13 protein-coding genes are annotated in these 15,130 nt (G+C 34.5%); 6 read left to right on the plus strand and 7 right to left on the minus strand.

Annotated features, from left to right (window positions below; genetic code table 11):
- Positions 1-315 precede the first annotated feature (315 nt).
- The 3 genes from ACTDJC_RS07855 to ACTDJC_RS07865 are packed head-to-tail and all read right to left on the minus strand — an operon-like array spanning position 316 to position 2,913.
- Complete coding sequence (locus tag ACTDJC_RS07855) at positions 316-1,116, minus strand: ABC transporter permease (protein WP_440603076.1); 801 nt, start codon at positions 1,114-1,116, stop codon at positions 316-318.
- A gap of 5 nt (positions 1,117-1,121) precedes the next feature.
- Positions 1,122-1,892 carry an ABC transporter permease gene (locus ACTDJC_RS07860; RefSeq protein WP_440603077.1) on the minus strand — a complete coding sequence of 257 codons (771 nt, stop codon included), beginning with the start codon at positions 1,890-1,892 and terminating at the stop codon, positions 1,122-1,124.
- The gene (locus ACTDJC_RS07865; protein ID WP_440603078.1) at positions 1,885-2,913 is read right to left on the minus strand and encodes an ABC transporter ATP-binding protein; all 1,029 of its coding nucleotides are present in this window, start codon (positions 2,911-2,913) and stop codon (positions 1,885-1,887) included. The genes ACTDJC_RS07860 and ACTDJC_RS07865 overlap by 8 nt, the downstream gene beginning before the upstream one ends.
- A gap of 642 nt (positions 2,914-3,555) precedes the next feature.
- Between ACTDJC_RS07865 and ACTDJC_RS07870 the strand changes: the two genes are divergently transcribed.
- The 4 genes from ACTDJC_RS07870 (at position 3,556) to ACTDJC_RS07885 (ending at position 6,471) form a co-directional block, all read left to right on the plus strand.
- Positions 3,556-4,140 (plus strand): hypothetical protein, encoded by a 585-nt coding sequence (locus ACTDJC_RS07870; protein WP_440603079.1) that lies wholly within the window; start codon positions 3,556-3,558, stop codon positions 4,138-4,140.
- A 156-nt stretch (positions 4,141-4,296) separates the two neighbouring features.
- Positions 4,297-4,584 carry a hypothetical protein gene (locus ACTDJC_RS07875; protein WP_429709462.1) on the plus strand — a complete coding sequence of 96 codons (288 nt, stop codon included), beginning with the start codon at positions 4,297-4,299 and terminating at the stop codon, positions 4,582-4,584.
- A 92-nt stretch (positions 4,585-4,676) separates the two neighbouring features.
- Positions 4,677-5,663, plus strand: coding sequence for an LLM class flavin-dependent oxidoreductase (locus tag ACTDJC_RS07880; protein WP_440603080.1), 987 nt, complete (start codon positions 4,677-4,679; stop codon positions 5,661-5,663).
- Positions 5,664-6,018: 355 nt separating this feature from the next.
- Entirely contained in the window at positions 6,019-6,471 is a 453-nt protein-coding gene (locus ACTDJC_RS07885; protein WP_440603081.1) for an AraC family transcriptional regulator, read from the plus strand.
- Between the two features lie 313 nt (positions 6,472-6,784).
- Here the strand turns inward: ACTDJC_RS07885 and ACTDJC_RS07890 are convergent, their stop codons facing one another.
- The 4 genes from ACTDJC_RS07890 to ACTDJC_RS07905 all read right to left on the minus strand — a co-directional run bounded on the left by ACTDJC_RS07890 (position 6,785) and on the right by ACTDJC_RS07905 (position 12,772).
- Positions 6,785-7,312 carry a permease gene (locus tag ACTDJC_RS07890; RefSeq protein ID WP_440603082.1) on the minus strand — a complete coding sequence of 176 codons (528 nt, stop codon included), beginning with the start codon at positions 7,310-7,312 and terminating at the stop codon, positions 6,785-6,787.
- The gene (locus ACTDJC_RS07895) at positions 7,309-7,791 is read right to left on the minus strand and encodes a hypothetical protein (protein ID WP_440603083.1); all 483 of its coding nucleotides are present in this window, start codon (positions 7,789-7,791) and stop codon (positions 7,309-7,311) included. The genes ACTDJC_RS07890 and ACTDJC_RS07895 overlap by 4 nt, the downstream gene beginning before the upstream one ends.
- Positions 7,784-8,125, minus strand: coding sequence for a PadR family transcriptional regulator (locus ACTDJC_RS07900; RefSeq protein ID WP_253629233.1), 342 nt, complete (start codon positions 8,123-8,125; stop codon positions 7,784-7,786). The genes ACTDJC_RS07895 and ACTDJC_RS07900 overlap by 8 nt, the downstream gene beginning before the upstream one ends.
- A 1,029-nt stretch (positions 8,126-9,154) precedes the next feature.
- Positions 9,155-12,772: a carbohydrate-binding protein gene (locus ACTDJC_RS07905; RefSeq protein WP_440603084.1), complete on the minus strand. Its 3,618-nt coding sequence runs from the start codon at positions 12,770-12,772 to the stop codon at positions 9,155-9,157.
- A 693-nt stretch (positions 12,773-13,465) separates the two neighbouring features.
- On the opposite strand from ACTDJC_RS07905, the gene ACTDJC_RS07910 reads away from it, so the two are divergent.
- Both ACTDJC_RS07910 and ACTDJC_RS07915 read left to right on the plus strand, forming a co-directional pair.
- Complete coding sequence (locus ACTDJC_RS07910; protein ID WP_440603085.1) at positions 13,466-14,560, plus strand: hypothetical protein; 1,095 nt, start codon at positions 13,466-13,468, stop codon at positions 14,558-14,560.
- Positions 14,560-14,814, plus strand: a complete 255-nt coding sequence (locus ACTDJC_RS07915) for a Phr family secreted Rap phosphatase inhibitor (RefSeq protein WP_253629229.1) — start codon at positions 14,560-14,562, stop codon at positions 14,812-14,814. Before ACTDJC_RS07910 ends, ACTDJC_RS07915 begins: the two co-directional genes overlap by 1 nt.
- Positions 14,815-15,130: the final 316 nt, after the last annotated feature.

Here is a 15,130-nt window from a genome sequence, read left to right on the forward strand (position 1 = left end):
CAATTTTTCTTTTAGTTATCATCCAGTTTCGATACAATTTCAAGTATGATTTTTGAAAATCTGCTAAATCATAGTTCTATCCAGTAACGCTGAACAATTTCGCCAGTATCAGAGGAAGTTGCTTCATTTTCTAAATTTGATAAAACACATCGCACTTCAAAAAAGATGATTTTATTTACTTTCATTTTTTGGAAGTTTTAAGATTTTGAAGAGTTTAAGAATAGACAAAAAAATAAACACTCAAAATTTCTTGCTAGTCATCCATACTGCGAGGCGCGACACGAATGACTAACAGGAATCAATAGCTCATTAAAATTAACTTCCTGTACTAGTAAATACACTTAATCCATATTTCCAGAAACGATAAGCAATGAAACATAGTATTATGGCAACGAATGGTGTGCACAAAGAAATCCATTTATACCCCTTATCAAAGAAAAATGCAGCTGGATAAAATGATGTAAAACTGTATGGAATAATAAATGTTAGGATAAATGCTATAATTTTATTATAGATAGTAATCGGGTAACGCGAAAAATCACTTAAATTGAATACGGCCGATACAACTGGGAGACTATCTGTCATCCAAAAAGAAAAAGTAATAAAAAACAGATTTAATGCAACAAAGATGAGACCACTTGATATAATCATTATGATCAATATCAGTAAATTTCCAAATGTAATAGCAATATTTAGATTACTAATGGAATAATAAAGAACAATTCCCCCTATTATAAGTTGCCCAAACCCATCCTGTTGAACGCGCTCCGCTATAATTTGGAACAGCGGGTTGATAGGACGGATAAGCAAACGGTCTAAATTCCCTGTCCGAATGTATTGCCATCCGATTGTCCATAAATTATCAAAGAAAATATGATGGATTGCCCTTCCTGCAAAAGCAATACCGTAGATTAAGAGAATTTGATAAAAGTTCCATCCCTTCAAAGTTTCAATATGATCAAATACCACTTTTATAAAAAAGATAGAGGCAAATTGTTGAATGAATACCGAAGAAATCCCTATTATAAAATCTACCTTATACTCCATCATAACTTTTAAGTGCTGCTTAAAGTAGACAAGGTATAAGAATGAGTATCGTTTAAGAGTATGCAACAATTCACTCACCCTCCAAATATTGTGATTTTTCGAATCGCTAACGTCCATAGGAATCGGACAAGAATTGTAATAAAAATTAACCATATAAATTGTGTGGCGATTGCCATATAAGCCTGAGCACCGGATATAGAACCCGTATAAATAGAAACAGGTACATAGACCATAGACTGAAAGGGCAAAAACATACTAATTTCTTGAAACCATTGTGGATAAAGCGATAATGGGACAAGCGCACCAGAACAAAACTGAATAACGGACTCTCGCAGCAGTCGAAGTCCCCATATATTAACAGTCCAAAAAGCTAATATACCAATAATAAGATCTAATTGAGTTCCAATTAAAATACCTAAAACCACACTTACTGTAAATAGTATAAAAGCCTCTAATGATTGTGGTAGTTGAATCCCTACAAACCAGATGGCAAACAGTAGCATAGGAAACGTTGTACGTATAGAATTAGAAATTTTTTGTCCTATATCCATCGCTACAAGTTTATCTAACAAATGATATGGCTTCATAAGTTCCATTGCTATGTCACCTTGTTTAATCATTCTCGCTAAATTGTTTCCTACTCCAGATACGTATTGTTCCAATAATAAAGCAATGACCATATAAGTTAGCATATTAGTTAGTGAAAGTGCTCCAACAGTTTCCTTATTCTCGTAAACAGCAGTCCAAAAATAATATAACGTACATAATTTAACGATAATTGCAAATGTACCTGCCCAATACCATGCTGCATAAGAAGCATCTAGCTTTATCTGCACTTTAAGCATTTCCCAATATTTCCTCAAGGGATTCCTCACCTCCATGCTGATAAAGATCTTTAATAATCGTCTCTAATTTAGGATTTGAAATAGTCAAGTCTGATATTTTATTGTGCCTTGCGAGTTCTGAAAGCACAAATTCAGATGAAACAGTCTTTGTGTGAAAACTTAGCTCTACGTGGGATAAGTTTTCTGCTTCACTCTTATGTATCACGATGTCATTTTGTAATGATACAGGAATTTCAAACATTGTGTGCTCTTCTAATTCTAAAGATAGGATGCGGTTATAAGAAAAACGATCTTTAAGATCTTGTAAGTCCCCATCATAAATAATAGACCCTTTATCAATAATAATAATCCGCCGGCAAAGTTCTTCTATATCCTGCATATCATGTGTAGTTAATACAACTGTTGCGTCCAGCTTCTTATTCATTTCCTTAATAAAACTACGTATTTTCGCCTTTACATCAATATCTAGACCAATTGTAGGTTCATCTAGGAACACAACAGAAGGTTGATGAAGAAAGGCAGCAGCCAACTCACAACGCATTTTTTGTCCAAGTGATAGCTGACGAACAGGTAATAACATTAAAGCACCGAGATCCAGTACATCTTCAAATACATACAACATTTCCTGATATTTTGTTTCTGGTATCTCATAAACATGTTTTAATAGTTCAAAAGATTCCCGCACCGGTATATCCCAAGCAAGTTGTGTACGTTGGCCAAAAACAGCTCCAATATTTTTAGCATTTTCCTGTCGGTTTTTATATGGAATAATTCCATTCACCTTAATTTCACCAGTATCTGGAGTTAAAATTCCACACAGCATCTTAATAGTGGTTGACTTTCCAGCACCGTTGAATCCGATATATCCGACCATTTCTCCTTTTTCTACAGAAAAAGAAATTGGTTTTACCGCTTGCTTATCATAATATTTACGTTTTATTAAAGCCTTTATTGCACCTATTAAACCTGGCTTCCTCTCTAAAATCTTATAACCCTTAGTAACATTCTTTACTTCAATCATTTACAATTCCCCTACTTCCCCTTTTACAAAAATTAGCCGTTATACAGTTAAAGTATTGTAGCAATCAGATAAATTTCTTCATCCCATTACACCTGCCCCCTATAAAATAAGGATTGATTGTAGATTATAAGCTAACATCCTCTTTTTACGAAAACGTTTGCATAAATAGAAACTAGTATAATTTTACAGGAGCATTTAAATATTATCAACAAATTTAAGCAAGGCATTAATTATACAACGAACTAATGATGATGAAGTTGGGTGAAATGTTTCAATTGAAAAGATTTTATATGCAACCCCTTGCAAAAACAACTCAACAAGACAAGTAATTATTCTTACATACTTATGTGTAGTTCTCTCAAAGGAACATAGCGATTACCAATGGTCAACAAAAGATCCATTACGATTGCTACTGACTCCAGAAATCAACAGTGGCTTTGAGAAAAATAACGTATTTTCCATGGAAGATTTGAAATAACATTTGTTTTCCCCGAATTACAATAGTTGAAGGAAAAAAGAGTGAAACATTGAAAATATTAAAACATCTCACTTTTCATATAAATATCAATAATCATATTTAATAAATTCATTCACTTAAATATTAAAGCAAAAGAACAACTCTCTCCCTCTCAGTTTGGAGTAATGGTTTTAAAGAGAGAAAATAATAATTGGCAAAAAATTTGGGAGACAAAAACTCAAGGCGTTGGTTTGGAGTTTTCAGGTTTAACTGATATTACTGGTGATGGTATAAAAGAATATTTATTCGGTGTTACAATCGGTGCAGCAGCAGGAAATAAACTTGAAATTTTCCAGTGGAATGATAACTCATTCAAAAAGATTGCAGATGTTCCTTATCATAAGATGGATATTTTGAACGGAAATCAAAAGGTAGGTTTAGCAGTTTGGCAGTGGTATATTGCTGATAGCTACCTTGTAGATGTATTAAAATGGAACGGTAAAAAATTGGCTTTTGATGCTGAATTATATTCCCAATACTACCCTGTCATTGAAAAATTCTATAACGATAAAATTTCAGAAATGGATGCCTGGTTTTATTGGTATTGTCTTGCGGATGCTCAAATAAAAGCAAATTTATTGGAAGAAGCCTCTAAATCCATTCAAAAAGGGTGTTCATTAGCAAAGCAATTATCGATGCCAGATGTAGTTCAAAATTTTAACGAATTAACTGGCAGACTTGAAGAAAAGAAAAAACACTTTTCCAACTAAAAACAGTAAATGTCCTGTTTAACTAGGACATTTACTGTTCTTTCTTTTAAAGCTCTAATAAAATAACATAATTGACAATATGCCCATCACTGTTATAATGGTACATCGGTATAAAAATAACAAAATGGTGATTTTGAGCAAAAAGGACGTGTAATTATGAAACAACATAACGAACAAGCAAGTGGAAAAGATCAAAAAATTAAAGTTGAACGTGTACAAACTGGCATGAGAATGGAAAAAAGAATGGTAAAAGTTTTAAAAGCAATGGCAGAGTATCACGATATTTCACTAGGCGTTCTTCTTGAAAGAATTGTTCTTCATGCTTTTGAAAACAAACCTATCTTTAGCCAAGAGAGTCTTGAAAAGGTTAAAGCTATAAAAGAAGTTTACGACATGGATTATGGTTTAGAAATGAGTCGTCAGTGGAATGATTCGGAAAACTAGAATGATTATTTTTAAGTACAGTATCATCTTGAGTTTTTGTAATCTATCCGTGAAGTAAAGAAGTTAAATAAAATTCCCTGGAGTGAAATTAAATGAAATTTAGTACATTAACGATATTTGACCATTACCCAAATCAATCATCCCGAACACCCAGACAATTCTACAACGAGGTATTGGACCAAGCCGTTCGAGCTGAAGAAATGAATTTTGATGGGGTATGGTTTACAGAGCATCATTTCTCAGATTTTGGCATCAACCCCTCTCCAGCAGTTATGCTCGCTGCGGTATCTCAAAGAACGAATAGAATCCGTCTTGGCGTAGGTGTTTCAGTACTTCCATTACATAATCCTTTACGAATTGCTGAAGATTATGCGGTTGTCGATCTTTTATCAAACGGGAGATTAGATTTGGGATTAGGTAGTGGATATAATCAGAAAGAATTTGATGGTTATAATATTTCATTAGAGGATAAAGCTCAGCGATTTAACGAGTCTCTAGAAGTGTTACAGAAAGCATGGTCAGGTAAGCCTTTTTCTCATCAAGGGGACTTTTTTCAATATAAAGAAATCAAGCTTAGTGTCCAGCCAATTCAAGCTCCGTTTCCCCCTCACTGGATTGCAACCTCTAGTGAAAATGGTGCTACTCATGTCGCCAGTATGGGAAGCAATTTCATGGGGCTTGGATTTAGCAAATCACGAGATGAATTAGCAAAGCTTATTGATACATACAAAAATGTGTATCAAAAATCAGGACATGGTAATCCAGATCAATTAGAAATCCCCGTTGCCTTCCATGTTCATGTTGCTGAAACATCTGCAGAAGCTGAATCAAATGCAAAAGGTCCTTATCAATTATTTATGAATACCCCGCATGGGAAAAATATCTCATATGAGGTCCTTAAACAGAATTTTAATCCAGTAATCGGGAGTCCTGATGAGGTTATTAAACAAATTCAGTCTTACCGTGAAATAGGTGTTACAAACTTTATGGCTGTAATGAATTTTGGTGGCTTAGAACATCATAAAGTGCTTTCATCCTTAGACTTATTTGGTAAGTATGTAATTCCTGCTTGTAAGTGAAAATTTGATAAAGTAAAACCTCCATCAGTGGGGGTCTTACCACCCGTTAATGCGGAATAAATCTAGATCATCCAGTTGTGACAAGATATATTTTCTTATTCAATATAGTGTAGTACTTTATTAAATAAACTAGATAAATTAACACAAGAAAAATCCCTACTTTTAATGAAAAAGAAGGGATTTTTAAAATTTTTATGGACTTAGGGACTTGAGTAATGAATAGGTCCTTTTTAAGAAAAACCCTCGTTTATTGAGTAAGAAAATTATCAATTTTAAAAAAATAATTGATTATATTTTTATATCATAATAGTATTCGAAATGTAGTCAATATTATTGGAGAAAGGAAAAAGAAACTATGAATATTAAAGTTGAAACTCTTCCAAAATATCGCATTGCATATGTGCGACAGGTTGGGCCATATGGTCCTGCTAACATTCAAGCAATGGAAAAGTTAAAGAAATGGGCTGAGGAGAAAAATCTTGTTAAATCGGCAATCATACTTGGAATTCCACAAGATAACCCTGAAACAACGCTTCCTGAAAACTGTAGATATGATGCTTGTATTGTGATTTCAAAGGATTATCAAATTGATAATTCCATTTGCGAAAGTGAACTTTCTGGTGGAAAGTATGTTATTTGCAAAGTCAAACATACAGCGGAAGATATTCAAAAAGCATGGGCTGAAATTTTTCCAGCTTTACACAACAGTGGATATCAAATTGACAACAAACCGATTTTAGAAAGATACACGAGTGTTATGATTAACAACGATTATTGCGAAATATGTGTACCTGTAAAATCGTTATAGTTTGATTAGTACATTTTCACTTATTTGAGACTTTATTGTAGCTTTGAAACAAAGTCGTACCTTTTTTAAGAAAGTTATACCGTTTGCAAAAAGATGAATCGTTTTATCCCATTGACCAATAAATTCATACAGGTTTGTTTTTTATAAAATCTAAACTTAAAACTGCTGAAAAAGAATCCATTTTGATTAATCTTTTTTCAAAATGGATTCTTTTTACTTATCTTAAAATGCTGGGTTTGATCAAACGTTATTTAAAATCTACAGCTACAAAAGAATCTGAGATTGAGGCGCTTCAAGACTTATTGATTTAAATCTAAACTTCTTTAGTTATATCATACTTTAACAATTGTCGTTGGTCATAAAACTTCTCATAAATAATACCCATTAGATAGAAAAATAATAGACCAAAACAAATGTGAATGAGTGTAAATTTAGCTCCAAATGAAGCAAATTCATACACCATAACCGGTAATTTTGCAGTTGTCCAAACTCCTAGAAAAAATACAATGTATCGTATGCTCGCTCCTTTTTTTAATAAAAGTGCCGCAATCGGAAAAGCAACATAGAGGGGACCAGCTGCAATTCCTCCTAATAATAGGGACAACAAGATGCCATAGATGCCAGATTTTTTCCCCATATATTTAATTAATGTTTCTTTCTTCATCCACTGGTCAAGCAACCCTACGAATATTAAGACAGGGGGAAGTAGAAACAGCATATCTAAAATACTTTTTCCTGTTAATTGAAATGCGTTCCATCCCAACGATTGGTTTATAAAAGTCAATATAATGAGTCCCAATAGTAAAATGAAAAAGAAACGATATCTTCTTAATTCATTCATACCATCACCACCCAAATAATATACGAGAATATGAGAGACATTAACAATGCAGATGCATTACGAGAATAAGCAAAACTTCGCCCAAATATCTTTTGTTCCATCGGTAAAGTTGTGATTCCTACTGACATTAATGTAGACATTAATGCCGCAACTTGAGGGAGGCCCGCACCATTTTGGACTAATGTATGTCCAAGAGGAAACACAATAAAGCTTGGAATAAGTGCAACAGAGCCAATTATTGCTGAATAAACAATACCGATGAATCCAGATTTTTCCCCAATGATGGAAGAAATGAAGGAAGGCGTTAATATAGATAGTGATAGTCCAACGAAAAGCATAATCGATAGCATGGAAGGTATAAGATTACGAAACATTTTCCATGACTTTAATAGAGCGTCTTTTGTTTTATTTCGATCCTTTATAAAAGAAATACTGGTAAGAATAATGGCTATAGCGTAAAGGATAGCGCCATTAATCATGTTTAGACTCCTCCCATTTTTTATATTTGTTTAAGAAAAATGATAAATTCTTAATTTTTTCTTCAATATCTATTTGAAAATCTTCTAATTGTTTTTTTCCAACTGTAGTAATTTTGTACATTTTTATCGGCTTATCTTGATCAGATGTGTCCAAGTAAGACTCAACAGCACCTTCTTTCTCTAATTTTTTTAGTGTGCGATATATGATAGCACTATCAATTGGATTGATGGGAAGCTCTTCTTCACATTTCTGCAGAAGTTTCCCTCCATAGCTATCTCCCTCTGTTAAAAACAGCAAAAGAAATGCACCTGTATGTCTCCCTGTATGTTTCATGAAATATACAACCTCCTAATTTAAGTGTAAAAAAGTTTTTTTCGTTAACATAACATCAAAATTATTACTGTTAATAACATTATACTGTCAGTAACAGTAATATGTTACTGACAGTATAAAATTAATCTAATGTCATGTCAATTCTAAAATATTCAACATGTTTTTTTATCTTTGTGATAACATGAATTCGATTGCAAATATTACCGAAGAATTGACAAAGTCAACAAAAATCGCGATTAAACATATGACCAAAACAATTGTTTCATATGTAAGAACAAAAACCTAAGCGGGCTAACCAAAAGGTAGGCGCATGCAGAAATGATCTATTCATAGAAACATAAGATAAGAGGCAAATTTAAAAAGGCGCCATCACTATGGCACCTTTCTATCTTTCTTATATAATCTGTAATGGACCTGTAAGTGTAGAAAAATTCGTATCGGAATGTTGTTCTAGAAGATCATATGCTTCACGCAACAATGTATCTTTCTTGCTGTATAGACTTGGACATATAGACATATTTCTTTTATCACAACAAGGGCACCACAACCCCTCAAATGATACATTGCTGGCTTTGATCGTATGTTCATTCGGATTTATTTCACAGAAAAGAAGTACAGTTCCTCCCTTTTCTATATCTAAATAGAGAATCACCCTATTTTTTTAAAATCGGATTTCACCGTTTTGATCCTTATTGAATGTAACATTCCTAATCTTCACTATTACTCACTCCTAGGCATTTATAAAGTATATGATATACTTTACATTTTTAACCACACATCCATTATATCATTAATCTATTACGTTATAAATTAAATGAACTTCCTACTGTAGATTATATGAACTAAAGAGTGTCTCTACCTCATTTCCGTCTGCTAAATCAATCCTCAATAATAAGAATTAAACGACATAGCAATTTATTTTATCATCTACCCCCAATAGACAAACAGACGACCATAGAATTGGTCGTCTGTTTTGTTTATAACTCAAGCTATGCTGGAATCCGTTTCCTCTATCTTTTTATAAATGCGCTATTGTTGTGACAACACATATTGAGCGTCTCGCAGCAAATAAGTTGCAGCTTCACTTGAAATGTGTTTCCCGCTTTGCGCCTTCACTTCATTCACAAAGCTGTTCAAATCGTTGTTTGCCAATTTGGCCTGCAGGCTGTTGGCAATTCCGGCATTGTCGATCCATTTCGTATCAGCAAAGCGTGTTACCAACGCCTTTAAGGAATCAATGCTTGCCACTGTCTGAAAGTGAACGGTTTTGCTTTCCTGATTACCGGCTAGGTCACTTGAAGATATAACAAGGGTATGCTGACCAAGCGGCAAGGTATACAGCGGAATCGCCGTTCCGATTTTGTAAGAATGCGTATCGAGCGTCACCGTCGTCTTGCTGTTGTCGACACCCGAAAAGTTATCGTTCAATGTAAACTGAGGCGTCAAATCCCCGGAATTTTCATAAATGCTTCCATCTTCCGGTACAGATACCGCGATTGCTGGCCCCGTCTTATCGATGCCAATAGCAAGATGTTTCACTGCTTCCACATTGCCGGCGTTATCTATAGCACGATATTCAACACTGTGCATACCTTCAACAGTCAGCGTCAATTCGGTCTTGTTTGTCCAATCGCCGCCGTCTACTCTTGTCTCGATGCGATTTACACCAGTTCCAGTTGGATTATCATCTGCAGTGAACTTCACATTCACATCCTTTGCATTCCAAGCGTCCTCACCTGTAACTCCATCCGTCGTTACCGTTGTAACAGGCGGCTGAACATCGGCGTCCCGTCCATAGACTTCAAATTCATAAATATTTGCAGTTCCCGTTTCAGCATAATTTTGCGGCGTAGTAATATAAAGTCTTACATATCTTACGTTGGATTTCGTTATATACCTGTCAGTGACGTTTGAAACGTTTCCTGTTACAGAATCAAGATCAGTCCAAGTAGTTCCATCCAGACTTCCTTGAAGCTTATAATTTTTAGTATTCAGAGATAAGCTATCTCCGCCTTCTCCCGCATGCTTTACTACCCATCTAGATATGTCATAGTTTTGTCCAAGATCGACCATCAGCCATTTGTCTCCGTTAGTATTTGAAGACCACTTACTGCCACTTGAAGCTGATCCATCTACTACCTTAGACGCTTCGTAACCTGTCACACTTCCACTGGATGTAACCGTCTTGTTCAAAGTTAAATTTACCGGAGCAGGATCGTAGCCTAAAGTGGTAACTTTTAATGGGCTGCTAAACTCTGAAACATTTCCTGCCTCATCCTTAGCTTTTACAGTAAATTGATATGTCGTATTTGGAGTCAATCCTGTTACTTTAAAGTTCGTACGCCCTGTTGTTGATCCAATCAGAGTATCTCCATTATAAATATCGTAGCCTGTAACACCTACATTACCCTTAAAATTATCTGTAGCTGCATCCCATGAAAGATTTACCATATTGTCTGTTAATACTTTCGTTGTGACATTAGCTGGTGCGGTAGGCGCTTGTTTATCTGCTGCAAGTGCATCCTCCGTATAATTATTGATGGTCCAGGTAGCTATCGTACTCTTTTTGGAAAAGTCTCTTCCATTTATCACCACTCTATCGGCGTAAATATCAAAAATCAAGCCTTGAGCACCTGGCTCTTTTGTATAAGAAGGATTATATTTAATCGCTCCATCTCTTATCATTGTAAAATACTGTTTGTTATACAAGGTACCCGGCAGCCTTATATCATCATGTGCATGTCCCGTTATTAAAACGCTTTGAGGGTATTTCCCCACAATATCCTTAAACTTTTGATCCTGTACCTCATCGCTTTGATAAGAATCCTCAGGCTTTGTCATTGAAACTGTATTCCCTAATGGCTGGTGGACGAATAAAAAGATCGGTTTATCTTTACTTGCACCCTCTGCCAACTTATCATTTAACCACTGCAACTGGGTATCCGAAATATATGCACTGTCTTTGTCATCAGCCTCCGTTGCCAAATAGATGAAGTGATATCCGTTTATCCATTTATCATAATAAACACCTGGCATACCAGTATGTGTCAAAAATCTGTTTTTAGCAGTTTCAAATCCTCCCATCCACCTTACATCATGGTTCCCTAAAACCAAGTTGCGATCAAGTTGAGGATATTTGTTCATTGTTTTCATGAATGTATTATATTGTGCATCTGTGCCAGATTCGGTAAGATCTCCAACAACGCTAACGCTTTGTACATTATTACTAATTGCGTCCTGCAATGCATAATTTAGGACAGCATCGTTGATATCTCCTTGTGCATTTGCATGGGTATCTGAAATAGCCATAAAGCTGAATTTATAGCTAGTATCCTTCTCAGGTGTTGTTGAAGCAAGAACAGTCACATTGATGCTTGTTGACAATGCTACATTATTCGGATTTGCAATCCCTGCTGGCAGTTCTAATGTTCCCGTTACCGTGAAATTCTGCTCGGTCTTTACAGCTGGATCGTAACCTGAATCAGCTATATTCCATGTCACAGGTACGTCGACATTTCCGCCATCGGTCACAAGTGCTACTTTACTTGGCAATCCAAGGGCCGCCGCTGTAGGCACTGTTCCGTTTACCACATCTTTAATCGTTGCAGGTGCTGTAATGCTTGTAAGAATCTTCGGCTTTATTTTTGCAAAAACTTCAACCTCTGCCACAGACAACAAAAGAGGTCCACTATGTGATTCCTCAAAGATGATCGTTATCTTTGTAAATTTAGTTCCAGACGGTATAGCAGCTTCCGCAAGATTAAATGTTACCGATTTATCGTCAAATTGAACAGTTTTTGCGCCTAAATCATATTCCTTTCCTGCTTCAGTATAGGCTTTGGCACTTAGTTTTTTAATTTTCCCATTCGTATATTGCGGACGATTATAAACAATAAATTTAGTTAGTTCTTGTGGTTTAGTAAAGTTAAAATCAACGGGTAACGGCAGTGAAATTCCTTCATTTCCAGTGAGACCCCATTTCAATTCCGCCAATGAACTTTCACTTATCATACCGTCAATCAGCTTATCAAAAGCTTTTGCACCACCTTGCATCTTTGCTCCATCACCAGTAACCGTCATATCCTTATTCGATAATGGCAGTTCTATTGGCTCTTCGTTCAACGTTTTTGAAAATTGAAACCAGTTGAGGTTGGCTACATATGTTTTTCCCGCCGCTACCTTAAATACAAGGTATACATCATGAGTTCCGGTAACATTGGCGATATCGGTAGATTGAGTCTGGTAGACATTCCAGTTGTCTGGTGCTGTAGCAGCGACAGTAAGTGTTCCCGCTAAAGGACCTGTCGGACTGTCAAGCCTGATCTCAATATTACCGCCTGCATTTGATCCCTTTACTGAAAGTCTTGCACTAAATTTCGTAGCACCATTAGCACCGCTACCAAAATCAATATTTTTATATGCTAAATACTGATTGTCATTCGTACCTCCTATACTTTGTCCACCATCTGGACAAGATTCAACTTTAAGGTAGGCACCCGACTTGGAACTAAAGTTTTCTGCTTCTGTGAGACTATATGCATCGCTTGCCGCATGCACTGGCGTATAGCCAACAATACTGCTGAGTAGGAATGCAACTATCATGATAAGTGAAAAAAATGACTTGTTAAACTTCCTTAAGGTAACCATAAACATCTCCTTTAATTTTTTTATTCCTATCGATAACACTTCTATCGTATCAACAGATTGTAAAATTCAAATCCGCGAACAGTAAACGTTTCGTAAAATATGGATTTCTTGCTTTTATCTGCATTTTTTGGGACTCTTTTCATCACTTCTGTTATATCGTCTTGTTTTCGGTAAAGTGTTACACACTGACCGACCTGCTTCCTGTCAGTTTGAAGAAAATCAATAGAGATATAATGGTTGTAACAGTAAGTATGCTTGATTTCGCTGCCGATGTTCCTTAAACCAGCTTAGAATCTAATCATGATAGAGATCTAACTGTTTCAGGTTGTAAAAAAGAAAAATGTTTTTCCGCTTTTGTTTTAATGTCGTATGGATTAAAATTTGATGAAACCACGTTTTAAACGAAGCAATCTCTTCATTTTCTAATAATAAAAAAAACAGACCAAAATATTGCTATGTGGTCTCTCATCCAACTTTTTAATTATCACTTTTTTCTTCCAAATGAGAATCCGTTAGGTGCAATTCACACCTCTTTTCTTTGCAAATCCTACACATTACAGGTTTTTTAATAAAAAAATAATCAGAATATAAAGAATATTCTGATTATTTTTTATCAATTTCTCTAGAAATTAACCCTCCCCTCCAACAGTCGGAATTATGGTAATATTTAGTTAAAAAGGAGGCGTATCTACTATGAGTACAGAAGTCATAACAAAAGAACAACTTACACGTTTACTCAATAATTGGTATCAATCGATATTGAAACAACAATTTGTTGAATCGAAACAATTAAAAGAAGGTATTGATTATAAAATCAACAATGTAGAACAAGATCATGAATTATTATTATATTATTCTTTGCTAAATTTTAGATACAAAGTTTTAACAGACTGGATAGAGATTAAAGAAGACAGTTTTGATCAGGTAGAGTCTTTTAAAATTCCAAGTGAAGGATTTCTGGCATATTATTATCATTTTTTCAAAGCGTTTCATTTTACACTCATTACAAAATATAAAGAAGCAAAAGAACAATACGAAGAGGCTGAAAAACTTTTAAAGTATGTTCAGAATCCATTTGAACAAGCTGAGTTTAATTATCGATTAGGTTATTTCTATTATCAATCGTATCAACCAATACTAGGAATTGATTACATAAAAAAAGCAAAAGAAGAATTTGCAAAACATGAAGATTATCAAATTAATGTAGCTCTATGTGAAAATATGTTTGCTTTATGTTGTATCGACTTAAAGCAATTTGAACAAGCAGAGGAAAGCTTCAATACTGCTTTAGATGTTTTCAAAAAATTAAATAGTGAAAAAGCTGTTTTAATGGTTCGAAGTAACTTAGGATGGCTGTACGGAAGTCAAAATCTTTCAGAATTAGCAATTCGTCACATTTCTGAAGTTGTTGAAAAATCACCTAGACATTATAAGGCTATTTTTACTATGGCTGAGGAAAATTACAAATTAGGTAGAATTGAGCTTGCAAATGAATTCATTAAATCTGGATTAAATCTCTGCAATGAACTAAAAAACAAAGAATTCCAACATCGTTTTATAATTTTACAAGAATTAAATAGACATTCTCACACTACAGAATTAGAAAAGGTAGTGTTGGAAGGTATTTCGTATTTTGAAAGCGAAGGTTTATGGGAGTGTGTAAAAGAATATACTGAAAAATTAGCATTGAAATTCTATGAAGAAGAAAATAATTCAAAAGCAAGTCAGTATTTTTACATGAGTATCATGGCGAGCAAAAAATACCGTGAAAAAGGAGCATTAAAATAATGAAAAAAATTGGTTTATTAATAACGGGACTAGCAATTACGAGTGCTTTAACTATGAGTTTAAATACTTTTACCGAATCCAATAGCCAAGCTTTGAATCGTGGAGATGGTGGCGGTGCACCTGCATTTTCTCTGGGGGATTATGGTGATATAATTAAACAAGATGGCCATGCTAATTTACCTGTGCCTGAATTAAATAGAGGTGACGGCGGTGGTATAATCATTTCTGAATCAGAACATGGGGTTGAATGGTAATCAAAAAAGATTTCCTTTCTATTTGATGACAAATAATGAATTCCACACTATTAATATACAAGGATACATTAAACAGGATGATATTCAAAATTTACTAAAAAAGAATTTTGATATCATCCTATTTTCATTCATATTAATTTTTAATTGAATCATAAGCATTCATTCTATCTAGCCATTATTAAAAGTAACAAATTCTTGATTTGTAATCCCTTAAAATAATACAATTTCTTATCTTTTTAATGAAAGAAAGCAGACCCTTTTCTAAAAAGGTCTGCTTTTTTCATTAAGTTTCGTATTTTCTTCTCCCTGAATATAC

Source organism: Bacillus sp. GB_SG_008, from assembly GCF_052038115.1.
GTDB classification, from domain to species: domain Bacteria; phylum Bacillota; class Bacilli; order Bacillales; family Bacillaceae_G; genus Bacillus_A; species Bacillus_A rhizoplanae.